Origin of the sequence: Exiguobacterium sp. s152, from assembly GCF_018618335.1 — a bacterium.
Lineage (GTDB): Bacteria > Bacillota > Bacilli > Exiguobacteriales > Exiguobacteriaceae > Exiguobacterium > Exiguobacterium chiriqhucha.
Genome location: NZ_JACSLX010000002.1, coordinates 369856 through 395141 on the forward strand (window position 1 = coordinate 369856; position 25286 = coordinate 395141).

The following is a 25286-nucleotide window of genomic DNA, read 5'->3' on the forward strand; positions in this document are numbered from 1 at the left end:
CACTTCCATTTCAGGTACATTGGTAGAGAGGTGAATTAAAAATGAGAAAACGATGGTTAGTCGCGACCGCTGTCGCCGTGACCGCGCTTGGCACGACATGGTCGACGTATGCAAAACAAGATGAGGAAGAACGATACGCATCCTATATTGAAGATACATATGGAGAGGACGTCGAGGTCACGCTCAAGCGCGACTGGAAGATGGGCGGCTATGCGGCCGAGTTCACCCTGACCGATCCGATACTCGAAGGTGACTATTGGGCCGAGACGTATCGGTCTGATCAAACGATCCATGACAACGTGCTCGAACACGTCTGGCAGCAAGAGGCCGAAGATACGTTCAAGGAGCGACTCGAGCAGCTCGATTTGTTGACGGAGGCAGAGACGGTCCGCGCGAGTGTGCCGACCGGTGTGGATGAAGGGGTTGCGACGACTGTACGCCCTACCCCGACGTCCGTCTTCGACGTCGAGTCGAAAGAGTTCTTGGACGTGTCGGTCATGTTCCATGAGGACTGGGCGAACACCGATGCACAGAAACAACGAATGCTCGACGTGATTCGCGCTTTGGAGGACGACGTCTATTCGGTTCACTTCTCATTCGACGGGACACCGTATGAGGATGACGACTTCACCGAGCGGTATTTGAACGTCGCCCGCGATTCCTTACCCGGAGAACCGGCGATGCATGAAATTCAGACGATTGAGGACTTGAATCGTCATGATCGACTATATGGCTTCGACGAGACGACTTTCATCCATGATTACCACTTCGATGGCACCAAATATGAAGAATGATCACCATTCGCAAAAGCGGATGGTTTTTTTTGTGAGCATTCACCTTTACAGCACGTCATGAATGTTTTACATTTGACGAGTCAACAATTGATTTATCAAATGAGAGGGGTGAGACACCACAGATGGAATTACGAGACATCAGCCGACTGCTGTACCAAATCAAACTGGCGGACCAACGCGTCGCGACCTCGTTCGAGAAAGAGACGGGCTTCAGCCTGACCCGCTACGAGATGCTCATGATTGTACATGACAAAGGCGTCTGTTCGCAAAGCGAGATTCAGCAGGCGATGAAAATCGACAATGCGGCCATCACCCGACATTTGAAGATTCTTGAAGAAAAAGGCTACGTCCGACGGGAACGGAACACCGCGAACCATCGTGAAGTGTTCGTCCATTTAACCGACGAAGCCAAGCATGACTTGACGAGTTGTGAACAAGACCACGACCTCGGCAAACACTTGATCACGAAAGTGCTGTCCGAGTCAGAGATCAATCAGCTGTCGAATCTGCTGCAAAAGCTTAACCAACTATAACAAGAGAGAAAGAGGTAATATCCATGGCAACTACATTCGAAAACAACACATTCACTGACGTGATGCTCGGTCGTAAATCGATCCGCGTCTACGACGAGAACGTTAAAATCTCACAACTTGAAATGCTTCAAATGATTGAGGAAGCGACAACGGCCCCTTCTTCAGTCAATATGCAACCGTGGCGCTTCGTCGTCGTCGAGAGCCCTGAGGCGAAAGAAACGCTCAAGCCGCTCATCCGCTTCAACGTCCGTCAAAACGACACGTCGGCTGCGATGGTCCTCATCTTCGGCGACATGGAATGCTACGAGCTCGGTGAAGAGATTTATGACCAAGCTGTCGCAGAAGGCAAAATGCCACAAGAAGTACGCGACCAGCAGCTCGGCGCCATCCTCCCGTACTACAAAAACTTGTCTAAACAAGAGATGAACGACATCGTCAAAATCGACTCGAGTCTCGCTGCGATGCAATTCATGCTCGTCGCTCGTGCTCACGGTTACGACACGAACCCAATCGGTGGTTTCGAGAAAGACCAACTCGCGGAAGCGTTCGGTTTAGATAAAGATCGTTACGTGCCGGTCATGATTCTCTCGGTCGGTAAAGCTGCAGAAGAAGGCTACCAATCGGTACGTCTCGACGCTGAAAAAATCACATCATTCAAATAATCGGAGGACACCCACATGATCTTAATCAATGCTATTTTCGACGTGAAAGAAACAGAATTTGACAACTTCTTGGCCGACATCAACAAGCTCATCGACTCGTCGAAACAAGAAGCCGGTTGCTTGAGCTATGAACTGTTCCAATCGACGACTTCAGAGAACCGTTTCGTCATGATTGAGAACTGGGCCGACCAAGCGGCTGTCGAGCAACACAACCAAAACCCGGACCTCATCGCGTTCGCCCAAAACGTAGGCAATTACGTGACGGCGAAGCCGGTGCTCCATGTGACGGAAGTCGCGACGGCCAACTAACATGTCCGGACTCACCCTCGTCCTCGGAACGCTCGTCGCACTCGAGTTCTTCTACATCCTGTATTTAGAGACGTTCGCTACTCGTTCAAAAACGACGGCCCGTGTCTTCAACATGACGGAACAAGAGCTCGCGCGCGACTCTGTGTCGGTGCTGTTAAAGAATCAAGGTGTCTATAACGGATTGATCGGCGTCGGCTTGCTGTACGGGTTGTTCGTCAGCCAGTCAATCGAGATTGTCACGATGCTCCTCATCTATATCGTGCTCGTCGCGTTGTACGGCAGTATCACGAGCAATAAAAAAATCATCCTCACGCAAGGCGGATTGGCGATTTTGACGCTATTGTCCATGTTGTGGTGAGCTGAAAGCGGTCGACTTCGTGTCGGCCGTTTTTTTGTGTGCGGCGTGCGGTATACTGAAAAGTGAGGTGATGTTCGATGACATACACATGCCCTTGTTGCGGGTATCAAACGCTTAATGAAGAACCACCCGGAACGTATGATATTTGCGGCATCTGTTTCTGGGAAGACGACGAGGTCCAGTTCAATGACCCGGACTACGAAGGTGGCGCTAACACAGTGTCGCTCAGGCAAGCGCAACAGAACTACATTCATTTTGGCGCATGCGATCGAGGTTCGCTCAAATTTGTTCGGACTCCGAACGGGCACGACGTCAAAGACCCAAAGTGGCGGCCGTTCGCAGAAAAATAAGCACAAAAAAACCGCTTCTACACATTGGTAGAAGCGGCTGTTTTGTTTATACACCGAGAATCGCGAACGAGACTCCAACGACACCGATGAGCGCCATCGCGTAAACTGGTACGCGCGGCATTTCACCGTTGTTATCGAGCGCCTTCCCGAACATGTAGAACACGATCGGGTGGACGAGGAACGGCATCGAGAAGATGAGCGGGATGAGAAGCGACGCTTCTGTTCCGAACATGCCGCCTTGGACGGCTGCGAAGAGACCAAAGTGCGAGATGGCTGACGATTGAGCCATCGTCGTGTAGTCGAACGCGATCGTGCTGAAGCTGAGGATGACGAGTCCACCGAAGACCGCCATCATCTGCCAACCGAACGAGAACTGCATGAGCGCCTTCACTTCTTTGAAGTCTTCTCCGTTGGCACCGCGCAAGTTTTTGAGCGAGAGTGCCGTCAACGTGAGACCGACCAAGACGATGATTGCCGTCGGCCAAATCCAGAGCGCCCCGTTGTCGGCACTGACTGCCAAAATCGAGAACACGAAGATGTGACCGAAGAACGGGATGTTGATCATGATCGGGGCACGTTTGGCTGCCACTTGACCGAAGTCACCGGCTGTACATGCACCTGTGAGGCCGCTGTGTGAGAGCGATCCGGCCATACCTGGTGCGAGGTTGCGGATGTGTCCTGTGCGGGCGAACCACATGAGGAGCGCAATCCCACCGAACATCCAGAACAATTGACCGAAGAAACCGTACACGAGAATCGAGTTCATGCCTTCGATGGCGAACGCATCACCGATCCGTGAACCACCGATCATGAAGTTGGCGGCCAAGACGACCGGGATCCCGGCGAACAGAAGCGCACGGACGGTCGGTCCATACGTCCAGTTGTGGAAGATGGCACCGAGTGCTGACGAGAGCAACATCGCGAAGAAAATTTGTGGCAATGCGATGATTGGTTGTACCGCCATGGCGATGCCGTACGAGACGAACAAGATGACGAGCATCAAGACCGTCTCGATGACGCCTTTACGCATGTATACATTCTTATCGTCGATTTGCGCCTTGTGGTCGATCAAGAGGAACGATGCCGCGAGACCGATCAACGCGAGGATCGGGTAATAGAGCATGATGCCCTCTGCCGCACCCGGTTGAATCATCATGCGGAAGAACCCTTCGAGACCGACGAGCAAGAAGAATGAACGGAGGATGAAGATGAACTGTGTCCGTCCTGTTCCGAGGAACATCTCTTCTTTCGATGGCACGACGATGTCTTTCATGTCAAGCTCTTGCTTGCTTAAGATCTTGCGAAGTTCTTGTCCACCGACGAAGAACGATACGACGAGCGCGATGATCGTCGTCCGTGACATAAAGTCGACGAGCGGGAACTCAGGGAGACCCGGTGTCGCGATGCCCATCTCGACCATGGCGAAGCCAAGTCCGAGACCGAAGATGACGATGACGAGGATTGGTGAGAACCGTGAACCGGCCACGACCATCCGCGATAAAATGACCATCGGGATGACGAAGGCCATGAGCAACCAGAATTGGTTGAGTAATTGTACTTGCGATAATTGCTGAACGATTTCCATGGATAAACCCCTTATACATTTTTTTCACACTGTTTCGAAGTTTACAGGATTGAACATTCTGTGACAAGGGGGTGTGATGTTTTGTAAACATTGAAAGCGGAACCAACTGAAATGGTTCCGCTTTCGGTTAGTTATTCGGTTGGCGAAGGCCCCAGATGCCCTTATTTCCTGTGGAATAAAACAAGTCTTCTTTCCCCGCGAAGCTGGCCGAATCACTTGAATGGGCCCGAATCTGTTTATTGACGTGAGCCTTCCAGTCTTTATACCGATCGAGCTCGAGTTGATAGTATGACCGCTCGATATATGCGTTGATTTCTTTCAATGAAGCCGTCCCGCCATGATGCTGGAGAGCGAATTGGATTTTGCGAAGTAGTGCGCGTTTCAAGTTAAAGACTCCTTTCCCGATCATTCTGAAGCTTTACGACTGAAGTAATGATGTAGTCGTATTTCAACGATTTGACTGACCCATTCGTAAATCAAAGGATGAGCAAACGCTTCATTATGCTCGATATGTAGCGCTTCCTCTGACACGAAGAACGGTCCTTTAGCTATTTTATCAAATGGCATCCGTAAGAGTAACTTTTCAATCTTTTGTTGATGGAACGGTGATTGGAAGTCTTTTGTCTGTCCATCAATCTGTTGCCGATATGGGAAAGCATTGATGAACTCATAGAATGGACGAGCTGCCTCGCTCGCTGGTAGTGGCTGAAGCCATCCATCAATTCCACGACTTAACATGATGGATAACACAATCATCTTATAGCTCTTCGTCATGTCGGTGTATTCTACTTCAAGCAATAGCGACTTCGCCTCTTGAAACAGATGTTTTTCCTCGTCATTCAGTTCTCCCGTCCGGTTAAGGAATCCATAAAAACCACCGTCTTTCTTCCATTCAGAACGATAAGCGTCCATCGAGTATTCCCCTCGCTGGACCAACTCTAGATAACTCGGTCGTCTCCCGAGTTCCTCCTTCACCATGAAGTAGTTCCGCTCCAGCTGTTGTCGGCGTGTCGAAGAACGCGTGACCATTCGCTTCAACAAATCGATGGCATGTAAATCAAATTCGATGGTACAGCCATTAGGCAAGGTCCCGTTTGTCGGGAGCTCTTTGACAATCGGCTGTCGTTTCGTCGTCAACAGCGCCAACTTTTTATCGATGTTCTTATAGTTCCCAATCAAATCGATGATGGTGCAGTGCGTCTTCCCGCTCAATAGACGTAATCCACGTCCGATTTGTTGCGTGAACACCGTCAACGATTCAGTCGGGCGGCAGAACAATAACGTATCAATCTCCGGGATATCGACACCTTCATTGAATAAGTTGACCGCGAAGATGATATCGAGATGCCCTTGCTTCAATTGACGCATCACATCGGCGCGGTCATATTCGGCCTGGCTATGTAGCGCGACAGCTTGAACACCTTGCAAGCGGAAATAGTCGGCCAAATATTCCGCCTGAGTGACCGATGAACAGAAGCCGAGTGCTCGCGTTTGGTGATGCATCCGCCAGGCATCAAAGATTTTTTTAGCGACGCTTTCCTTCAACTGTTCCGCCAACAGTTCGTCTTGATCATAGCGACGACCATTGATCAATCGAATCTGTGAATAATCGATCTCATCATAAATCCCAACGTAATGGAATGGTGTCAAATACGACTCCTCAATCGCTTCGGTGAAGTGCATCTGGTACGCGACATTGTCGTCGCACAAGGCATAGACGTCTCCTCCGTCCAACCGATCTGGCGTCGCCGTCAAACCGAGCAAAAACTTCGGCTCGAAGTAATCCAAGACACGGCGATAGGATGGTGCGGCCGAATGATGGAACTCATCGACAATAATCAAGTCGAATTGGTCAGGCGCAAGCTGTTGCATCCGATGTTTGGATGCCAATGTTTGAATCGAAGCAAATAGCACGTCGGCGGTCTGCTCATCTCTCGAATCACCACCCAGCAACAAACCTGTCGTCCAATCACTAGACACTCTCTTGTATGAAGCTTCCGCTTGGAGCAGGATTTCTTTCTGATGCGCGATAAAGAGCACCCGCTTGAACTGACGGGCGAAGAAGGCACTCAAGTACGTCTTCCCTAGTCCAGTGGCGAGCACTAGCATCGCTTTACTTCTACCCTCGTCCATCGTCTCGCGTAACGCCTTCAATGCAACGTCTTGAACGGTGTTTGGCGTAATCGTATCGTCCTCGATATAAACAGGTGGTGGTTCTGCAATCAGCTCCGCTTCCTTCATCCGCTGTTGCTTCGCATCGTATTCTTCGCGATATGGCTGTAACGAGATACCGTTCATAATTTGGGCGTATTCACTATAAAACAGGTCATGAAACGCGTCGACTGACTGTTCAAACACGTCCTCCGAGATACTAGCCGGAATCTCGACGTTCCATTCGACGCCTCGATTTAAAGCGCTGTGAGACAGATTGGAAGAACCGACAAAGAACGTCCCTCCATCTTGTGTTCGGAACAAATATGCCTTCGGGTGAAATGACTGGCCTTTCGATCGATAGAGTCGTAGTTCCACGCCTTGAATGTTCATTAACATTTCAAGCGCGTCCGGGTTCGTCAAATAGAGATAATCTCCAATCAGAATCCGGACTTGGGCACCGCGATTGACTGCTTGTTGAAGTGAAGCAGCAAGTTCGTGAACACCTGATACTTGCGCAAACGCGACGACCATATAAATTTCAGTCGCCGCGTCGATTTGGTGTTGTAATGGAATTCGTAAATGACTGGTGTGCAGACGTAACTCACTCATTATCAAGAACCTCTTCCAAGAAAAGGCCTTTTTCAAAACCGCCCCGCTTCTCTCGTTTCTCCTCACGGATGCGATTTAATTCTTCAAAGCTCGCACCATGCATCTTTCCAAGCGTATAGACGAGCTCCAGAATATCAGCAAGTTCTTCGAGTGTTTCTTCATCGATGTTCGTCTCTTCGTATTCTTTGATTTCTTCATAGAGTTTTAAGCGAGCCTGTTCGAAATGTTCGGCTTGATTGAGATGTTTGACGACAGGAATTTGTCCTGCTTCGTGGATAATTTCAGGGATGCGGTCGCGGACTAATTTGTTAAATTGAGGCATTTTAATCACTCCTTAATAGTTAATCTATACTATACGCTTCAATTAAATTAGACTTTTGAATAATAAATATATTTTGTTCCTCATCAAATCTCGTCTGGTTATAGAGTAATAAATTACTGAACAATTGACTATTTAATATACTACCTTGCTCGTCAAGAGATGTTACATAAAATTCTTGCTTATTGCCACTCAACCATATAAATTTTTTGAGGGTTTCTAACCAAAACACATCGTTGAGAACAGTCTTTGGCGGAGCTGATATTCTCCAATTTGTCTGACCATTATCTAAACAATATGAGGTTACATCTTGCTTAGAAACAACTATTAGAGTTTTAGAACCGATTACGGTTTTTATTACAGTATTTCCAGTCTTAACTATCCATTTTTTATTTAAGTTAGAATCATATTTTACAAGAGTCTTGTTACCAATCCTAATCAATAAGTTCTCTTGATCAATAGTAAAGGCTTCATAAATAGCTGCAGTAAGTTTGAGTTCAAGTTCTCTATTTCCATACCGACATATATATTTCTTTTTATCGATTCTTCTAAGTGAATAGTTATTTATGTCTATATCGTTTATACCTGGTCCCAGGTCATTTTTTAACTGGTTTTTATCAAATTGTTCTCCTAACTTCCATTCTCCTGATTTAGCTTTATAAAATCTGTAAATCTTTGAATTGTTATCACGTTCCGTCGAAAATGTAATAATCGCCTCATTATGTGATTTAAAATCTATATAAAAACCATTTGCAGGAGCTTTAATTTCCCCGTTTTTTTCTCCATCTTTATTTACTAGCACTATATATCCAGGCTCGTATGTAACATTATCTTTTAAAGGCACACCTACAAATAACTGTTCGGAATCAGGACTTAAAAATACCGAAAATAAATAGTTATAGAAACGTTTTGACCATAGTTTATTTTGTTGGAAATCGTAACAAACTAAATCTTGTGCAGTAAATATTTTTTGTCTTTCTTTCTCGCTTTTCACATTCTCGTATACTTCTCTTACATCAAAATCTGGTCGTTCACTGACGAAAATTCTCTTGTTTTTAAAATCTACAATTCTTTTACCAAAAGTTTCATTTTGATTTTCCCTATTCAAGCTCCATATTTTTTTAAATGGAATGGTTTCTTTAATTTCTGGCGCAATGCTATTTAATACTCGAGAATCTTCATTATCGTTTACTTCAATTCTTTTTAGAATTGCCCATTCGTGATTAATTGGAGAGAGCCAAAAGTAACCTGATTTGTTGTATTCACCGTCAAAGAAAATAAGATGTTTCGAAATTGTAAATAGCTCCATACCAGGATGTCCTGCGGTTCCAACTATTAATTCACCACTTAATTTATCCATTTCGTATAATCTGTTATCTTTACTAACGATGAGGTACTTAGAAAGATTAGGGACATTAGATATAGTCCATACTTCTTTCGGCAATTTAGCACTATATTCACAATCCCCTTGCCTATTCAACCATAAAGTATTACCAGTTTCGAACGATAGAATAAGATATTCATCCAACCATGAAATAAATTTTCCGTTTTCTTTAAACGTATATGTCCAAACCAGCTCTCCGCTTGAATCCCATCCAGTTACTCTTCCTTCACTCTCTAGTATAAATATCATATTTGTTAATGGATCATGAGCAAAATCTGTGAAAGGAGAGCTAAAGGTCATCCTTTTCATATTAGATATAAACGATTCAGCAAATTCACTTGCTATTCTCCTTCTTGCTTCATCTTTATCTTTAGGTTGGAAAAATAGAGATTTTTGAGTCTCTTCTTGTTTACGTCGCAATTCATCCTCTTTTAATTCTGAAATAGCAATTCTTGTTTTCAGTTCTCCATCGCGAGTAATTCTATAAAGTCTATCCATGCAAGAAACAAAAAACTCATTGTAATCCGATGATACCTTCAGATTATAAGCAGTAACTTCTATAGACTGAAACATAGTTTGAATAGGTGGTTCACAGAAATTTATCGCCCATTTTAATGAACCATCTACACTGAACATATACAATTCACCAGGACCTTCATACGTCTGTCTAGTCCCTACCAACCAGTAATCGTCACCTACAACACATGAGAATGGTTGCCATATGAAACTGTAAACAGAAGCTTGAGCCGTTTCCAAATTAATATGAGCTATTCTATTTTTATCTCTTAAAATTAAATTTCTGTCATTTGCATCTACGATTGACATTTTTTCAAGCAAAGTATCTTTATAGAAAATTCGCTTTATTTCATTTTCATTCACAATTTCAATCGTAGATGCTGCATATGTGATGAAATTTTTCTCTGTTTTAAATAAAAGACGATATTTCTTATTGGAACGTTTATTGAATCCAATTAAATTAGGATTATCTTTATCAATTGAAAATAAATGGGACCAATTTTTATCGGATTCTACTTTTAAATCTAAAGAGCATTCCTTATTAAATAAATGTTCACTTATATTTTTATAACATTCATTTTCAGTAATCATTCGTACTTTAACTTTTTTCAGTGTCGAAACTTCATTAACTCCAACGAATAAATTCTTGATAGATTTAAAAAAATTCAAAAACTTCACTCCTCATTCATTTTTTATAACTTGAGTTTTAACTAGAACTCTTTTGTTACATAAAATATATTATAAATTCTTAAATTCGTGTAAAAACAAATTATATAAAATTATCCATACCCAAACATTGATGTAATAGTTAATTCAAGTAATTGGAACAACTATACTGGGGGTGCAAAAGATTTAGCAAAAGAACACAACATTGGCTTATTTACTTTCAAAGAATTTATGGGAGTCTTGAAATATGACAATAAACAATTCTTTATTAAATACATCTCTCCAACAGAAAGTGAAAGAAACAAAAGAAATAATCGTTCCATGTTCTGAGTTAAAACTATATCTTTTGGCTCTGTACTCCATCAATCTGAATCTAACGATATAGACTTGCTAATTCAATATAACAACTCAACATCTCTCATCAAAATGCTTAAATTCAGGAACATCTAAAAAAACTATAACCTCAGTTTGGATGGCACCTTAATAAAAGATAATGAGTTAACAGAAAGCGAATTTATGAGTAAAGTTAATCATCTTGAAATTAAGTTCTAGATAACAATATAATTACCTAGAACTTGTTTCGTCATTTAATTATGATGTAGCGCTCTGAAAATGATGCTAATTTTTATTTTTCACTCCACAATCTCAAACGCCTTCACATACACGACATGGTCGAGGAAAATGATCCACTCATCCTCGAACTGAACGAACCCGTCCGTCGCATGACGGAACGACTGATAAATCGATTCGAGCGCCGCATAACGACTCTCCGCTTCCACCACTTGCGTCAACACCTCATCGTTAATCATATGGAACTCAATTTCGAACTGTTTCATTGTTTCCACTCCCTTTCACTCGATTCAACACGCTCATAACTCTTTTCCCCATTCCGTCCCATACTTCTCTCGAAACCAAGACGAAAATTTTCTCGGCTTTCAACAGGAAACTTTTTCCTTTACACTATGATAAATAGTCAGAAAATTACGTGTTCTTACATATTTAATATTGACTATCTTATCCCACCAAGAGAGGAAGCTTCCAATGGCCTTTGATTTTGAATGCAAACACCTGACGAAACGCTTTGATAACGGCGACATCGCGACGCTCGCGCTCGACGATGTGAACCTTCACTTCAACCACGGCGATTTCATCTCGATTATCGGTCCATCCGGTTCGGGGAAATCGACCCTGCTCAGCTTGATTGGCACACTCGACCGTCCGACCGACGGCACGCTCTTATTCAACGGCGAACCAATCTCGACCTTGTCCGCGAAACAGCTCGCCGACTTCCGCTTCGACAACATCGGTTTCATCTTCCAACAGTTCCACTTGATTCCGACATTGACCGCTCTCGAGAACGTCATGGCACCGCTGTTCGGCCGGAAAGTCGACTATGACGGCGAAGAACGGGCACTTGAACTCTTAAAAGAAGTCGGCTTGAGCGACAAGGCGAACTCGCTGCCATCGCAACTGTCCGGCGGTCAGCAACAGCGCGTCGCCGTCGCCCGTGCCCTCATTCACCGTCCGAAGTGGCTGCTCGCGGATGAGCCGACTGGAAACCTCGACACGCATACGGGCGATATCATCTTCGAGTTGTTGACGCGTCTAAACCGGGACAACGGCTGTGGCGTCTTGTTCGTCACGCACGACCCGGAGCTCGCCGACCGGGCGAACCGAAAAATCGAGATGCGCGACGGGCAGGTCGTCGCCATGAGCGACGTCCATCATGCTTAAGTTCATCTGGAACTCATGGTGGCGGAATAAGGAACGGTTCATCCTGCTCATGGTCGGGATGCTCATCGTCAGTACCGGGCTCAGCTATCTACTCGGAGTGACCCAGGCGAACAACGGCACGGTCGTCAACGAGCTCCAGAAACGGTGGGACTCGTCATACCATATCGTCGTCCGGCCAGAAGGCAGCCGCAGCGTGACCGAGGACTTGAACCTGCTCGAACCAAACTATATGAGCGGGCTCGAGGGAGGCATCACGCGCGAACAATACGAGACGGTTCAACAGATTGCCGACGTCGATGTCGCGGCCCCGATCGCGATGATCGGGTCGACTTATTCTAGTTCGTTCACGCAAACGCATACGTTTGATAAAGCGGGTCTTTATCGCCTCAAGATGAATACACTCATCGATACGGGCATTGAAAAAATCAATGACTTCCAAGATCTAAAAGCTTATTTTTGGGTCGGCTGGATGCCAAACGGTGATTCGACCCATATCGGAATCGGTCCGACCGCCCTGTACGAGGAGTTTCCCCTCTCTTACGGGATCGATGTCATGTTGGCTGGGATCGACCCGGTCGCCGAAGCGAAACTCGTCGGGTTAGACGATGCCGTACAAGCGACAGAGTTCAGTCGTTATTTCAATGATGAGGATGTCCCAGAGCCTTACGATGAGGACATCACGACGATTCCGATTTTGATGAGTTCAAAAGACTACGTCGATGCCTCAATCAACTACACGATTGAAGAAGTAGATGTCGATACAAGCGATCAAGAGGCATTTATCAAAACGTATCTCGATCAAGGAAAAGATGAATACCTCGATAGATTGAAAGGGACGGAAGTCGCCTCATACGACTTTACAGCACAACAAATGCATGACAATATCACGAAACACATTTTAGAAGGGACACCACAACCGCAAGACCCTCGTGTCACAGTTGACTATACTTGGCTTGCCGAGAAGGCGTCACCGCTCGTATACGAAGGCGTGACGAGCCCGTTCCCGAAACGTTGGCCGTACTCGTATCAAATCAAACCGTTCCTCGCTGAGGGTCAAGTGGCTTACGGCCAAGAAAGTATGTATCGCAAGTCAAATAAATACGCGGAAGACCTCAACGATGCGCCGAAAGTGAAATATAACTACATCGGCTTGTTCGATCCGTCGAAACTGAAGTTGTCGAAAGACCCGCTGACGGAACTGCCGATGGAGACGTATTTCCCGGCGAGCGCCGATTGGGTCATGAACTCGAAAGACGAGCCGGTCAACCCACCGACGACGGTCAAGCCGACGAACAACCCGTACAGCTTCCTCACGAAACCACCTTCGATGTTGACGACGCTCGATGCCGCGTTCGCCATCGCCGGCGACAAAGCTATCTCGGCGATTCGCGTCAACGTGAAAGGCGTGGACGTCTTAAACGAAGAGAGTGAGGCGAAACTGCAAGCGGTCGCCAAAGAGATTGAGGACAAGACCGGTCTTATCACCGACGTGACGCTCGGGTCGTCTCCACAATACGCTGTCACGTATCTGCCTGGACTCAAAGATTCGAGCGCGCTCGGCTGGATTCAACAGCCGTGGATTAAACTCGGATCGTCGATTACGATTTTCCAAGAAGCGAAACTAGGCTTCTCTGGCGTCGTCGCGAGCGTCATCCTCGTCGCGATGCTATACGTGTTCAGCTCAAACATCATCATGCTGTACGCGCGAAAGAAAGAGTTCGCCATTCTGTTGTCGCTCGGCTGGCGCCCGAGCCAACTGTCGAAACTGTTGTTCCTCGAAGCGACGATTCTCGGGTCGATGGTCGCGCTCATCTCGTGGATGATTCTCGGGACGTTCCTATGGACGGCAGCCGGTTCGACGTCGATCGCGCGCATCTTATTAATTGGTTTGGCCGGTCTGTTGATTTACTGGCTCGGGACGCTTATCCCGATTCGACTCGTGCGGAAAATCAAACCGTATGAGACGATGCAGTCGGGTGAGGTGTCGAAAGGGCGCCGCCTGCTTCGCTCCCGCTCGAGCGTCGGCATGAGCTTGAACCAGCTCGTGACGTATTGGCCGCGGACGACATTGTCGATTCTCGCCATCGCCTTACCGACGAGTCTGTTCGGTTTCTTCCTATTCGTCACATTCCGCCTCCAAGGCGTCTTGTATACGACATGGATTGGCGAGTTCGTCGCCCTTGAAGTCGGGACGATGCATTACGTCGCCATGGGTGTCGCCTTGCTCATCGCCATGCTGACGACGACCGAAATCATGTGGCAAAACGTCTCGGAGCGCAAGCCGCAGCTCGCCGTCTTGAAGGCGCTCGGTTGGCAGAACACGTCTATCCGTCGCCTCGTCTTGACGGAAGGCGCGTTGACCGGTTTCTTCGCCGGACTCCTCGGCGTGACAGTGACCATCATCATCGTCACCATCATGTATCAACAGTTCCCGACGTCCGAGTTGCCGTTCCTGTTCGCGACCATCCTCATCCCGGTCGTGACCGGTGTCCTCGGGGCGCTCCTCCCGGCGGAACGGGCCGTCCGCATCACACCGGCTGAAGCCATCGGCGGACACGTCGTTAACCAGAAGAAAGTCGAGAAACGGTTCCGTCTCGTCCTCGGGACGACTGCGACCGCTCTCGTCGTCGGCATCATCAGCTTGTTCGTCTTCACGTCACCTGAAGTGAAACCGGCGACGGAAGAAGCGAAGACGACACCAGCCCCGACCGCACAGACGACCGGTGCGAAACAGGCTGATTTAAAAGCAGATAAACCGAAAGAAACCAAAGCAACGACACCAAAAGAAGATGACCTTCAAAAAATCATGAACCTCGGCACGTTCCAAACGTTTATTGGGGATCCACGAATGAAGAAACGTGAATTCCAAGTCGGACAGCCCGTCTTTGCTTCACCGGATGGGACCGAACCGGAAGCTGGAAAACGATTCGTCAGCCTACCGATTTCTCTCTTTAATGAGGATGATCAATATGGTGGCACTATGGACTATCGACCGAACGGGTTCCGCATGTACACGCCAGACGGCACAGAGTACAGTCCGGTCGACATAGTCAACCACAACAAGAAAGCATTTCGGGGTGGATTCATTTACACACCAGGCGAGAAATCCGAAATCGATTTGGTCTTCCTCGTTCCAGAGAAAGAGAAAACGCTCGTCTTGTATGCTTCAAGCGGCGCCATGCCGAAAGTGTATACCGTTAAAATTGAAGTACCGTAAACTAAAAAAAACGGAGCGTCGTCCCTTGCTGGGATGGCGCTCCGTTGCGTTTACATTATTTTGGCTCATATCGAAATTCTGACACTTTTGCGTTTGATTGCGAGTAGAGCGTATCCATCGAGAATCGACTTGGACGGCTCGTGCCTCCACCGTATAAGGCCTCGATAGTTTGATCGATATACGCATTTTCCGCTTCTAAATATTCGCCAACGAGGTCTTTGAACTCATCGGCCGAGGAATCCTCATGCCGCAATTCCTCCAGTTCGGTCGAGTATATGTCGTTGTCTGCTTGCATACCTTGCAATTCTTTAACCGCTCCGGATATGGCGACGACATCGGTCGGAATGCTCGATAGCGTGAGCATTTTGATTTGATGGTCGCGGGCAGCCGAAATGATGGAAGCCGCATCGAAATGAATGACGGGTCTGTCGTCAATCGTTTCAACCGTGCCAACGCAACCGGTTAAAATAGACGTCATGCCGATGAATAGACATATGGATAAAACGAACTTATAGATACGCTTCCCTCCTCTGAACTTAATCACGCTTCTTCAAATGTCTATCCCCGCAAGAAGCACTTTCAGTGAACAAACTTGAACGTTCGCTTCCCAGCTGATTTTGCTTGATATAGCGCCTCATCCGCTTGTTTCAAAAGCGTGACCAACGTCGTACGCTCATCTCGTATGTAGGTGACGATGCCAATGCTCGTCGAGACTTGGTAACCCTCATCCCACCTGCTTAACTCATCGATAATCTGAGTCGCGATGTGGCCCCATTCGTCTCGACCCGCGGCCTGTGAAAAGTGGAGCACGAACTCATCTCCGCCTAACCGGACCGCGAACGCATCACCTTGTTCGTTCACAATCGTTTGAAGCCTTGTCGCCACTTCTTGCAGGACGGTGTCCCCGATGTCGTGACCGTACCGATCGTTCACGCTTTTGAATCCGTCTAAGTCGAGGAAAAAGAGCGCACCGTGCGTGTTCGAGTCGTCTTCAAAGTACTTCGTCAAGTAGCGTCGATTGTACAGCTCCGTCAACATATCTCGCCACACAAAACGTTCTAGTTCCAAATAATACGAGAACAGCTTGACGATTCGTTGAAGCAACGCGATACTCCTCGGATCCAACACACTCGCCTCATCATTGACGGCACACAACGTGCCAAACTTTTCACCGTTCGTCAGTGAGATTGGGATACCTAAATATGAGCGGATGTTTACGTCGTCGAGTAGCCGTTCCACTTCCTCCACATCACAGTCTCGCTTGATATCTTCATATCGCAACGGTTGATTGTTCTCGAAATCAATGCGATTACAAACAGAATTGCTCAAATCGACGACCATGTTTTCCGTAATCTGAATCGATGATTTTTGATTGGACAGTTTCAAAATGACCTGTTGCGAGTCTGTGAACGCAGTCAAATAAAACATTTGCTCGGGCAAAATTTCATTTGCGAGATCAAGGACATCGTTCGCAAGCTCGTCAAAGCTCTCATACATCTTCAATTCTTCAAATTGTGTGTTCATACAATCTTCCACCCCATCCCATTCTATGTACAGCCTATGCATTGAAAGGTTATGCTTTTCTCTTCGTCTTCATACATTTTACCATATGAGAATTGAAAGTAGAGAAAGGTGCAGGGATGAACGCTCGATTTGTACACTCGCTTCTTCTCCTTCGTTTATGCCTCGTCCACGACCTCGATGATGACGCCCGTATCCCCGACTTTCCCCAAGTCGAGCACGGTCGGATCTTCGTACGCCAAGACGTGAAACTCTTGTTCGAACGTTCGAATGACATAATGGGATAGTTCGCCTCTATACGTGTTGATCCGCTCCGTACCCATGTTCTCTGCGGCGAATCGTGTGAAGCGAGACGTCTTCAGTTTCACGATTGGGTAAGCATTACGTAGCCCTTCTTCATGTATACTATGGTCTTCGATTGTCCCGAGAAACACCGCATATTGCTCGAAGCGGATCAGGATGCGGTCGCGCTCCTCGTCCCAAGTCAGCAACATTGTCGGGTCACTTGCCCCGCAAAACGTCCACTCGAGTGGATAATAGGTGACGCCCTTCATCTGGAACGACTCCGTCTCGAGCACATAGTCTTCCGTTGTCATCAAAAAATCTAAATCAATCACCATTCGTGCCTCCCCCAATTGATTCTTGTGATAAGTAAGTACCGCCTTCATTTTCTACCGATTGAGATGATTATAATTCAAATCAGATTTAACAATTGTCCAAAATTCAAATATCAAGGATATGCGTTTTTTAGAAATCAATCAAAAAAAGGAGCGCCCATCTCGGACGCTCCGTTCTTCGAGTCAATAAAAAATAAACCACAGTGCCGCTGCCACTAAAAACAGGCCGGCCCCGATGAAGAGAATCTTTGCCAATCTCTCGTATACCATGTCTTCACCTCACCAACGCCGCGCCGACGACGAGCGAGACCCCAATCGAGAGCAGGAACGCCATCAGGCCGACGGCGATGTTCCCTTTCCCGATTTCCTCGTTCACTTTGAGCGACGGCGTCAAAAATTCGAATAGCCAATACGTCACCAACAAGAGCACGAAACCGAAGCTCCCGCCGACCAACACGTCCATCGTCTGGTCGTGGTGGCTCTCGACGACGCGGAAGATGTTGGCGAGCCCGACGATTTTCCCGCCGGTCGCGAGTGCGACGGCGATATTGCCTTTTTGAATCTCGCGCCAATTGCTGTACGGCGTCGTCACCTCAAAGATGGCCAGACCGACGACAATCATGAGTCCGGCGATCGTATACAGGCCGAGCGACTCAAGCAATACGTTGACGTTCACATTCCCCATTACCATGTTCCCCTCACTTCAGTTCGACGACCGTGACACCGAGTCCGCCTTCACCCATCCCACCGGGGCGCTGACTCTTCACGTGACGATGTCCTTTCAGGTATTCCTGCGTCGCTTGGCGCATCGCCCCGGTCCCAAGACCGTGGATGATGCGGACGTTGTCGTACCCAGACACGAGTGCCTCGTCGATATATTTGTCGAGGCGGGAAAGTCCTTCTTCGACCCGAACGCCGCGCAAGTCGAGCTCCGACTTCGTCGAGCTCTGACGCTTGAGCGAGCTGCCTTTCGACTGGAGCGACTGCTCTTTCGAAGGTCCGATTTTTTGAAGGTCGTCCGCTTTGACGTTCACTTTCATAATCCCGACTTGGACGTTGTACTCGTTATCGTTCAATTGCTTCACGATATAGCCCTTTTGGTTGAACGTCGTCACTTTCACTTCTTCGCCTTTACTGAATGTACGTTTCTGTTGCGCTTTTTGTTTCACTTTTTGAATCTTTTTATCTTGGAGCGTCGGTTTCGCCGATTCAAGCTGTTTCTTCGCGGCGATGATCTCGTGCTCTTTGACGATGCCTTCTTCACGAAGCTTCTTCAAGCGGTCGATGACTTCGTTTGCTTGGCGCTTCGCCTGTTCGACGGCCTTTTCGGCACGCGCCTCGGCTTCGCCGTACATCGTGTCGCGCTCGCGTTCGAAATCGGTCAGCTTCGCCTCGAACGCAGCTTGCTCTTCTTCGAGGTCGTGGCGTTTGACGATGAGTTCTTTCTCGAGCTGTTCGGCGCGATGCTTGGCCGCCTCGAGCTGATTGATCATCGATTCGACCGACTCGGCGTCGGTGCCGACATGGCTTCGCGCTTTGTCGATGACCTGTTCCGATAAGCCAAGACGTCGACTAATCTCGAACGCGTTCGAACGACCCGGTACGCCAATCAATAGGCGATACGTCGGGCTGAGCGATTCGATATCGAACTCCATCGAGGCGTTCATGACGCCTTCCCGGTTATAGGCGTACGCCTTCAATTCCGAGTAGTGCGTCGTCGCCGCCACACGGGCACCACGACGTTTCACTTCGTCAAGGATGGCGATGGCAAGGGCCGCCCCTTCTTGCGGGTCGGTCCCGGCACCGAGCTCATCGAATAGGACGAGTGACATGAAGTCAATCTTGTCGAGCATGCTGACGATGTTCGTCATGTGCGAGCTAAACGTCGACAAGCTCTGCTCGATCGACTGCTCGTCACCGATGTCGGCGTAGATGGCGTCAAAGACGGACAGTTCCGTCCCGAATTCGGCCGGCACGTACAGACCTGACTGCACCATCAATTGGAGCAGTCCGAGCGTCTTGAGCGTGACCGTCTTCCCGCCGGTGTTCGGTCCCGTGATGACGAGCGATGTGAACGCCTCACCGAGTTCGACCGTGATCGGCACGACCTCGTCTTGCGGGATGAACGGATGGCGCGCCTGTTTCAACTTGATTTCGCGCTCGTCATTCAGTTTCGGTTCCGTCGCTTTGAGCTGATGACCGTAAGCGACTTTCGCGAACACGAAGTCGAGCGTGGCGAGCACGTCGAGGTTCGTCACGACCGAATCGGCGACACCGCCGACGAGGTCTGACAGTTCGCTCAAGATACGGTCGATCTCGGCGCGCTCTTTCAAGCGGACTTCTTGAATCTCGTTGTTGATCGACACGATCGCCTGCGGCTCAATGAAGAGCGTCTGGCCCGATGCCGATTGGTCGTGGACGATCCCGCCGAACGCTTGGCGGTACTCCATCTTGACCGGGACGACATAGCGGTCGTTCCGAATTGTGACGATGGCGTCCGACAGCATCTTCGCATTGTTGCGGAGGATGTTGTCAATCCGTGAACGGACGCTACCTTCAAAGCTACGGAGCTGGGTCCGTAGGCCACGGAGACGGTCGCTCGCCGAATCTTGGACCGTGCCTTGGTCGTCGATGGCGTGACGGATCGTCTGTTCGACCTCGATCAGCTTCGTCAAGCGCTCGGCATACTCGTCGAGGCGCGGGATACGGAGGTCTTCATTGTCCTCGTGCAGCTTCTCGAAGAAGTTCTTCACTTGGCGGCCGCTATACATGACGGCGGCGACGGCGAGCAGTTCGCTCGTCGAGAGGACCGAGCCGATGGCGGCCCGCTTCACTTCACTGCGGACGTCGGTCAGTCCGCCGAGCGGCAACCGGTCGCGGAGCCTTACGACCTCGGTCGCCTCGCGGGTGACGTTCAAGTTCGACAATACCCGGTCGTACGTATAGTCGGGCTGCATGTTGAGCGCCCGTTCTTTACCGAGCGAGCTCGCGGCGTGGGCGGCGAGCTGCTGGCGGAGTTTTTCATATTCTAAAACGCGTAACGCGTGATCCATCTAGCATGTTCCTTTCTGTCGCTTCGCGTCGATGAACGCCTTGGCGTCCTCGAACGAGAGGCAGTTGATGATGTCTGACGGTTCAAGATAGGCTTTCCGGGCGTGCAGGACGCCGAGTGCCATATCTTCCATCATATCAGGGTGGTGCGTGTCGGTGTTGATCATCAGTTTGACGCCGGCCGCCTTCGCTTTCTTCAGCGTTGAGGCTGTCAAGTCGAGCCGGTTCGGGTTCGCGTTCAACTCGAGCGCCGTCCCCGTCTCTTTGGCGAGGGCAATCAAGCGCTCCTCGTCAATCGGATAGCCGTCACGGCGGCCGATGAGACGACCGGTCGGATGGGCGATGACGTTGACGTACGGCGAGCGGCAGGCGTTCTCGAGCCGGGCCATAATCTCGTCGACGGATTGGTCCATCTTCGAGTGAATCGAGGCGACGACGTAGTCGAGCGTAGCCAAGAACTCAGGCTCATAGTCGAGCGTCCCGTCCGGGCGGATGTCCATCTCGACACCGCGCAGGACGTGCATATCGTGCTTTTTGGCGGCGGCGAGAATCTCTTCCCCTTGCGCCTCGAGCCGTTCCTCGGTCAAGCCGTTGACGAACGACATGTATTTGCCGTGGTCGGTGATGGCAATCCACTCATAGCCGCGCGCTTTCATCGCTGCGACGAGTTCGTCGACCGTCAGCTTCCCATCCGACCAGACCGTGTGCATATGGGCGTCGGCCTTGATGTCGTCGAGCGTGACGAGCTTCGAAAGGTCGTGCTCGAACTCTGCGTTTCCAGACCGGAGCTCCGGCGGGATGAACGGCAGCCCGTAACGTTCGAACAACTCGGCTTCCGTCTCCGGTTGCCAGAGGCCGTCCGCCGTCTCGACGCCGTACTCAGAAATCGACTCACCCTTCGCTTTCGCGAGCTGGCGCATGCGCACGTTATGGTCTTTCGAGCCGGTGAAGTGATGGAGCGTCGCGGCGAAGGCGCCCGGTTCGACCATGCGGAAGTCGACCGACACCATCTCCTCGCGCTCGAGGACGAGCGACACTTTCGTCTCGCCTGCCGCAATCACCTCGTTGATGAACGGGAGGGCGAGCAGCTTGTCACGGAGGGCGATAGGCTCTTCGGTCGCGATGATGAAGTCAAGGTCTTTACACGTCTCCTCGGCGCGGCGGAAACTGCCCCCGACCGAATGGCGCAAGACGAGCGGCTCGGCTTCAAGCACCGCTTCAATTTCTTCGACGACCGGACGCATCATGGCGTACGCGAGACGCTCCGGACGTGACTCGAGGTTCCGTGCCGCCGTGAGCAACTTCTCGACGCTCTTGGCGCCGAAGCCAGGCAGGCTCGCGGCCGTTCCGTCCTCTAATACGGTGATGAGCGTCTCGAGGTCGACGACGCCTACCTCACGGAGCTTGGCGAGCTTCTTGCCGCCGAGTCCTTGGATTTTGAGCAGTTTCATGAGACCGTACGGAATCTCTTCTTGGAGTGACTCGAGCACTTCACTGCGTCCCGTGTCCCGCCATTCTTCGAGGACGGCGGCCGTCCCTTTGCCAATCCCGGAGATTGTCGTCAAATCCTCGATGTCCTCGAGTTCGAGTTCCGTGTTCTCGAGCGCCGTCGCGGCTTTGCGGAAGGCGTTGATTTTGAACGGGTTCTCCCCTTTAATCTCCATATATTGCGCGATTTTTTCTAGCAGCATCATCGCTTCGACTTTATTCATCGTGCTTCCCCCTTTTCCATACAGAAAAGGCCGAGACACAAGCACTAGCTTGCATTCCGGCCTGTCGTGTTACAACATCTTATTCGAGAACCATTCAGAGAGATATGGCGTATCTTGAATGATGTACGTCGCAAGCGACGAGTTGTCGACGGCGCTCTGGACGCTTGCCATCGGTACGAACGCGATGACCCACAAAATAAAGAACGTGATCACGTACGCCTCGAAGAACCCGAGGACTGCTCCGATAATTCCTTTTAATTGACGCAAGATCGGCAAGTCCGTCAAGAAGTCAAGCATAGATAGGATGAGATGCAAGACGAGCTTCGTGATGACGAACAAGACGACGAACCAGAAGACGTTATAAAACGTCATCTCGAGTCCTGTCAGTGCGTTTAAATCGATGACACCTTCCGGAAGCGACCCATCGAGTTGCGACGGGTATGGAATCCATAGCTTGAACGCTTCGGCGAGATCACGGTAGTAGGCATTCGCGACGAGGAAACTGATGATGAGCGCGACCCAATGGCCGAGCTGCAAAATCGCCCCGCGGCGGAATCCGTTGATGATCCCGATGAACAAGAAAAACAGTATAAGTAGAGTAACCATAAAGTGATTTATTCTCCCGTATTTCGTTTAGTTTTGACGTGATCACTCGCGATTTGGATAGCGGCGAGCACCGCTGCCTGACGAGCGTCTAGATGAGGGGACTGTTCACGAATCTCACGGATCTTGCTATCGACCAGAAAGCCCACTTCCCTCACATGATCGGCCGGCTCTTCGCTGACGATCGTATAGTCCTGACCCGCGATATGAATCGTTGTTCGTTGTACCTGCACGCGTCACCCCTCCTTTACGTCTATTCAAAATTAATCATAACATCGTTTGTATATTAGGAAAAGAAGAAGGTCCCTCCCTTTTCCACTCCAACATTTTGTGATACCCTATTTCAAAGTTGTCAAACGTCAATCTTCGTTAAAAAATGAAAGATAGGGTGGCAACACCGCATGAAATGTGCGAAAATAGCAACAATTCAAACATTAAGAGAGGATGATTTATTTGAAATTACGCATTGGCCTTCTAGGTCGCATCATCATCGCTATCGCATTCGGGATTTTACTCGGTAGCATCGTACCAGAAAGCCAGAACTGGATTGTCCGGACGTTCGTCACGTTCAACACGGTCTTTGGACAGTTCCTAGGCTTCGCCATCCCACTCATCATTCTCGCCTTCATCATTCCAGGAATCGGGGAACTTGGAAAAGGCGCCGGGAAATTGGTCGGTTTGACGGCCGCCATCGCCTACATCTCGACAATCGTTGCTGGGACGCTCGCTTACTTCACGACGAGCAACTTGTTCCCGCAAATCTTGTCACGCAGCACGGCCTCTGCAGAAAACCCGGAAGAAGCTCTTTTGAAAAGCTTCATGGAGTTCGAGATTCCACCGGTATTCGGCGTCATGACGGCGCTCATTCTCGCCTTCGTCATCGGCATCGGGATTGCCGCCATCGAAAGCAAGCGCTCGCTCGATTTGGCCATGGATTTCCGCGATATCATTGAACTACTCATCAGCAAAGTCATCATTCCACTATTACCGATTCACATCGCCGGAATTTTCATGAACATGACGTATGCCGGACAAGTCGCTGAGATTCTCTCGGTATTCTCGCTCGTCTTCGTCACGATCATCGTCCTTCACTTGACGATGCTCTTGATTCAATACTCAGTCGCAGGTGCTCTCAACAAAGAAAACCCACTTCGTCTCTTGAAGACGATGATGCCGGCTTACTTCACAGCCATCGGGACACAGTCGTCAGCGGCGACAATCCCGGTCACACTTCGTCAGGCGAAAGCGAACAACACGGACGAAGGCGTCGCCAACTTCGTGGTGCCGCTCTGTGCGACCATCCACTTGTCAGGGTCGACAATCACGCTCACATCGGTCGGTGTCGCCCTCATGTACTTGAACGGCATGCCGATGTCATTCGCGATCGTGCTCCCGTTCATCCTCGCCCTCGGCGTCACGATGATCGCAGCACCAGGCGTACCAGGTGGAGCCGTCATGGCCTCGCTCGGTTTGTTCGGTTCGATGCTCGGATTCAGCGAAACGATGCTCAGTCTTGTCATCGCCCTCTACTTGGCACAAGATAGCTTCGGTACGGCGACAAACGTCACGGGAGACGGCGCCATCGCCAAAATCGTTCATTACTTCAAACGCAACACCAACATTTTGGATGACGCAAAAGAACGCGAAGAAATCGCGTAATCTCATCTATAATTTGATAGAATGAAAAAAACGGGCAAGCCATCAGGTTTGCCCGTTTCGTATACATACGATGAAAGGGTGTTCATATGGAACTGATTCGTTGGAACGACCTATCCGGATTTGCAGAACGTGTCATGCCCCACCTGCTCGAACATGAGGCCGAGAACAGCTTGATGATTGGCGTGCTCGATGCCATCAAACAAGGCCGATACGAGTCGTATCATCAACTCACCGTCGAAGATGACGGTGATGTGCTCGCGATCCTGCAAGTAACTCCGCCCCATCCGCTCAACTATGTGCTCGTGAAGCATGAGCGAGAGGATGACGTCCTTCGTCTGCTCGTACCTGAACTATTAAATAGTGATATCCCATTCACCGAGGTCGTCTCGCAAGCTGATCTAGCGATGAATTTCTACACGCTCTGGTACATCCTGACGGCGCGAGAGCCGAAAGTCTTCATGGAGCAAGGTCTGTATCGTCTTGATCGTGTCAACGACATCCCGCTGTCGGAAGGGTCGATGCGACGGGCGACCAAGGACGATGAGGCATTCCTCGTGAAGGCGTATAACGCGTTCGAAAAGGATACCGGTTTACCGGTATCGTCGAAGGCAAACGCGACACAAAAGATTGCGACGATGCTCGAGAATCAAGAAGTGTACGTCTGGGAAGTCGACGGCAAGGTCGTCTCGTGCGCGAAGAAATCGCGTGAGACCGCGAACGGCGTCACTGTCTCGTTCGTCTACACGCCAAAAGCGTTGCGCAAGCGCGGCTATGCCCGCTCGCTCGTCGCCGAGCTGAGCCGGGAGCTCTTGACGTCGAAACAATATTGTACGCTCTATACGGATTTGAGCAACCCGACATCGAACAAGATTTACAAAGAAGTCGGCTATCAAAAAATCTTCACCTCGGCGTGGATTCGATTGCCTAGCTGAT

Annotated in this window: 24 protein-coding genes; 10 read left to right on the forward strand and 14 right to left on the reverse strand. The window is 49.3% G+C overall.

What is annotated here, in order from left to right; all coding sequences use genetic code 11:
- Positions 1–41: 41 nt before the first annotated feature.
- The 6 genes from KNP72_RS05915 (at position 42) to KNP72_RS05940 (ending at position 3006) form a co-directional block, all read left to right on the forward strand.
- Positions 42–794, forward strand: a complete 753-nt coding sequence (locus tag KNP72_RS05915; protein ID WP_214719970.1) for a hypothetical protein — start codon at positions 42–44, stop codon at positions 792–794.
- Between the two features lie 122 nt (positions 795–916).
- Positions 917–1327, forward strand: a complete 411-nt coding sequence (locus KNP72_RS05920) for a MarR family winged helix-turn-helix transcriptional regulator (protein ID WP_214719971.1) — start codon at positions 917–919, stop codon at positions 1325–1327.
- Between the two features lie 23 nt (positions 1328–1350).
- A complete protein-coding gene (locus KNP72_RS05925) occupies positions 1351–1989 on the forward strand; it encodes a nitroreductase family protein (RefSeq protein ID WP_021066809.1) in 639 nt (212 codons plus the stop codon).
- A gap of 15 nt (positions 1990–2004) precedes the next feature.
- A complete protein-coding gene (locus KNP72_RS05930; protein ID WP_021066808.1) occupies positions 2005–2298 on the forward strand; it encodes a putative quinol monooxygenase in 294 nt (97 codons plus the stop codon).
- Position 2299: 1 nt separating this feature from the next.
- On the forward strand, positions 2300–2656 hold the full coding sequence (locus KNP72_RS05935; protein WP_214719973.1) for a DUF1304 domain-containing protein: 357 nt from the start codon (positions 2300–2302) through the stop codon (positions 2654–2656).
- 77 nt (positions 2657–2733) lie between these two features.
- Positions 2734–3006 (forward strand): CPCC family cysteine-rich protein, encoded by a 273-nt coding sequence (locus tag KNP72_RS05940; protein ID WP_214719974.1) that lies wholly within the window; start codon positions 2734–2736, stop codon positions 3004–3006.
- Between the two features lie 46 nt (positions 3007–3052).
- On the opposite strand, the gene KNP72_RS05945 is transcribed toward KNP72_RS05940, so the two are convergent.
- From KNP72_RS05945 to KNP72_RS05970, 6 genes are all read right to left on the reverse strand, one after another.
- Entirely contained in the window at positions 3053–4591 is a 1539-nt protein-coding gene (locus tag KNP72_RS05945; protein ID WP_214832486.1) for a hypothetical protein, read from the reverse strand.
- Positions 4592–4718: 127 nt separating this feature from the next.
- A complete protein-coding gene (locus KNP72_RS05950; RefSeq protein ID WP_214708034.1) occupies positions 4719–4976 on the reverse strand; it encodes a hypothetical protein in 258 nt (85 codons plus the stop codon).
- Positions 4977–4996: 20 nt separating this feature from the next.
- The gene (locus tag KNP72_RS05955; protein ID WP_214832488.1) at positions 4997–7354 is read right to left on the reverse strand and encodes a DEAD/DEAH box helicase family protein; all 2358 of its coding nucleotides are present in this window, start codon (positions 7352–7354) and stop codon (positions 4997–4999) included.
- Positions 7347–7676 carry a nucleoside triphosphate pyrophosphohydrolase gene (locus tag KNP72_RS05960; RefSeq protein ID WP_214719977.1) on the reverse strand — a complete coding sequence of 110 codons (330 nt, stop codon included), beginning with the start codon at positions 7674–7676 and terminating at the stop codon, positions 7347–7349. Before KNP72_RS05960 ends, KNP72_RS05955 begins: the two co-directional genes overlap by 8 nt.
- A 19-nt stretch (positions 7677–7695) precedes the next feature.
- Positions 7696–10242: an ornithine cyclodeaminase gene (locus tag KNP72_RS05965; RefSeq protein ID WP_214832490.1), complete on the reverse strand. Its 2547-nt coding sequence runs from the start codon at positions 10240–10242 to the stop codon at positions 7696–7698.
- 629 nt (positions 10243–10871) lie between these two features.
- Positions 10872–11075, reverse strand: coding sequence for a hypothetical protein (locus KNP72_RS05970; RefSeq protein WP_021066795.1), 204 nt, complete (start codon positions 11073–11075; stop codon positions 10872–10874).
- A gap of 205 nt (positions 11076–11280) precedes the next feature.
- Here KNP72_RS05970 and KNP72_RS05975 point away from each other — a divergent pair, with 205 nt between their 5' ends.
- Both KNP72_RS05975 and KNP72_RS05980 read left to right on the forward strand, forming a co-directional pair.
- A complete protein-coding gene (locus KNP72_RS05975; RefSeq protein ID WP_214719979.1) occupies positions 11281–11973 on the forward strand; it encodes an ABC transporter ATP-binding protein in 693 nt (230 codons plus the stop codon).
- Complete coding sequence (locus tag KNP72_RS05980) at positions 11966–15190, forward strand: FtsX-like permease family protein (RefSeq protein ID WP_214719980.1); 3225 nt, start codon at positions 11966–11968, stop codon at positions 15188–15190. Before KNP72_RS05975 ends, KNP72_RS05980 begins: the two co-directional genes overlap by 8 nt.
- 55 nt (positions 15191–15245) lie before the next feature.
- Here KNP72_RS05980 and KNP72_RS05985 read toward each other — a convergent pair whose 3' ends face one another.
- From KNP72_RS05985 to zapA, 8 genes are all read right to left on the reverse strand, one after another.
- Positions 15246–15668: a hypothetical protein gene (locus KNP72_RS05985; protein WP_214719981.1), complete on the reverse strand. Its 423-nt coding sequence runs from the start codon at positions 15666–15668 to the stop codon at positions 15246–15248.
- Positions 15669–15769: 101 nt separating this feature from the next.
- Entirely contained in the window at positions 15770–16714 is a 945-nt protein-coding gene (locus KNP72_RS15960) for a sensor domain-containing diguanylate cyclase (protein WP_214719982.1), read from the reverse strand.
- A gap of 155 nt (positions 16715–16869) precedes the next feature.
- The gene (locus KNP72_RS05995; protein WP_214719983.1) at positions 16870–17328 is read right to left on the reverse strand and encodes a hypothetical protein; all 459 of its coding nucleotides are present in this window, start codon (positions 17326–17328) and stop codon (positions 16870–16872) included.
- Positions 17329–17602: 274 nt separating this feature from the next.
- Positions 17603–18019: a DUF350 domain-containing protein gene (locus KNP72_RS06000; protein ID WP_144429829.1), complete on the reverse strand. Its 417-nt coding sequence runs from the start codon at positions 18017–18019 to the stop codon at positions 17603–17605.
- A 7-nt stretch (positions 18020–18026) separates the two neighbouring features.
- A complete protein-coding gene (locus KNP72_RS06005) occupies positions 18027–20381 on the reverse strand; it encodes an endonuclease MutS2 (protein ID WP_214719984.1) in 2355 nt (784 codons plus the stop codon).
- Positions 20382–22091 (reverse strand): DNA polymerase/3'-5' exonuclease PolX, encoded by a 1710-nt coding sequence (gene polX, locus KNP72_RS06010; RefSeq protein ID WP_214832491.1) that lies wholly within the window; start codon positions 22089–22091, stop codon positions 20382–20384.
- A 69-nt stretch (positions 22092–22160) separates the two neighbouring features.
- Positions 22161–22697 (reverse strand): CvpA family protein, encoded by a 537-nt coding sequence (locus KNP72_RS06015; RefSeq protein ID WP_021066786.1) that lies wholly within the window; start codon positions 22695–22697, stop codon positions 22161–22163.
- Between the two features lie 8 nt (positions 22698–22705).
- On the reverse strand, positions 22706–22927 hold the full coding sequence (gene zapA / locus KNP72_RS15840) for a cell division protein ZapA (RefSeq protein ID WP_021066785.1): 222 nt from the start codon (positions 22925–22927) through the stop codon (positions 22706–22708).
- Between the two features lie 211 nt (positions 22928–23138).
- On the opposite strand from zapA, the gene KNP72_RS06025 reads away from it, so the two are divergent.
- On the forward strand, positions 23139–24353 hold the full coding sequence (locus KNP72_RS06025; RefSeq protein ID WP_214719986.1) for a dicarboxylate/amino acid:cation symporter: 1215 nt from the start codon (positions 23139–23141) through the stop codon (positions 24351–24353).
- Between the two features lie 86 nt (positions 24354–24439).
- The gene (locus KNP72_RS06030) at positions 24440–25285 is read left to right on the forward strand and encodes a GNAT family N-acetyltransferase (RefSeq protein ID WP_214832493.1); all 846 of its coding nucleotides are present in this window, start codon (positions 24440–24442) and stop codon (positions 25283–25285) included.
- The last annotated feature ends 1 nt before the right edge of the window (position 25286 follow it).

Coding starts and splice junctions, on each gene's coding strand:
- KNP72_RS05915 (WP_214719970.1), top strand. CDS start 42: ATGAGAAAACGATGGTTAGTCGCGACCGCTGTCGCCGTGACCGCGCTT.
- KNP72_RS05920 (WP_214719971.1), top strand. CDS start 917: ATGGAATTACGAGACATCAGCCGACTGCTGTACCAAATCAAACTGGCG.
- KNP72_RS05925 (WP_021066809.1), top strand. CDS start 1,351: ATGGCAACTACATTCGAAAACAACACATTCACTGACGTGATGCTCGGT.
- KNP72_RS05930 (WP_021066808.1), top strand. CDS start 2,005: ATGATCTTAATCAATGCTATTTTCGACGTGAAAGAAACAGAATTTGAC.
- KNP72_RS05935 (WP_214719973.1), top strand. CDS start 2,300: ATGTCCGGACTCACCCTCGTCCTCGGAACGCTCGTCGCACTCGAGTTC.
- KNP72_RS05940 (WP_214719974.1), top strand. CDS start 2,734: ATGACATACACATGCCCTTGTTGCGGGTATCAAACGCTTAATGAAGAA.
- KNP72_RS05945 (WP_214832486.1), bottom strand. CDS start 4,591: ATGGAAATCGTTCAGCAATTATCGCAAGTACAATTACTCAACCAATTC.
- KNP72_RS05955 (WP_214832488.1), bottom strand. CDS start 7,354: ATGAGTGAGTTACGTCTGCACACCAGTCATTTACGAATTCCATTACAA.
- KNP72_RS05960 (WP_214719977.1), bottom strand. CDS start 7,676: ATGCCTCAATTTAACAAATTAGTCCGCGACCGCATCCCTGAAATTATC.
- KNP72_RS05970 (WP_021066795.1), bottom strand. CDS start 11,075: ATGAAACAGTTCGAAATTGAGTTCCATATGATTAACGATGAGGTGTTG.
- KNP72_RS05975 (WP_214719979.1), top strand. CDS start 11,281: ATGGCCTTTGATTTTGAATGCAAACACCTGACGAAACGCTTTGATAAC.
- KNP72_RS05980 (WP_214719980.1), top strand. CDS start 11,966: ATGCTTAAGTTCATCTGGAACTCATGGTGGCGGAATAAGGAACGGTTC.
- KNP72_RS05985 (WP_214719981.1), bottom strand. CDS start 15,668: ATGACGTCTATTTTAACCGGTTGCGTTGGCACGGTTGAAACGATTGAC.
- KNP72_RS15960 (WP_214719982.1), bottom strand. CDS start 16,714: ATGAACACACAATTTGAAGAATTGAAGATGTATGAGAGCTTTGACGAG.
- KNP72_RS06000 (WP_144429829.1), bottom strand. CDS start 18,019: ATGGTAATGGGGAATGTGAACGTCAACGTATTGCTTGAGTCGCTCGGC.
- KNP72_RS06005 (WP_214719984.1), bottom strand. CDS start 20,381: ATGGATCACGCGTTACGCGTTTTAGAATATGAAAAACTCCGCCAGCAG.
- polX (WP_214832491.1), bottom strand. CDS start 22,091: ATGAATAAAGTCGAAGCGATGATGCTGCTAGAAAAAATCGCGCAATAT.
- KNP72_RS06015 (WP_021066786.1), bottom strand. CDS start 22,697: ATGGTTACTCTACTTATACTGTTTTTCTTGTTCATCGGGATCATCAAC.
- KNP72_RS06025 (WP_214719986.1), top strand. CDS start 23,139: ATGATTTATTTGAAATTACGCATTGGCCTTCTAGGTCGCATCATCATC.
- KNP72_RS06030 (WP_214832493.1), top strand. CDS start 24,440: ATGGAACTGATTCGTTGGAACGACCTATCCGGATTTGCAGAACGTGTC.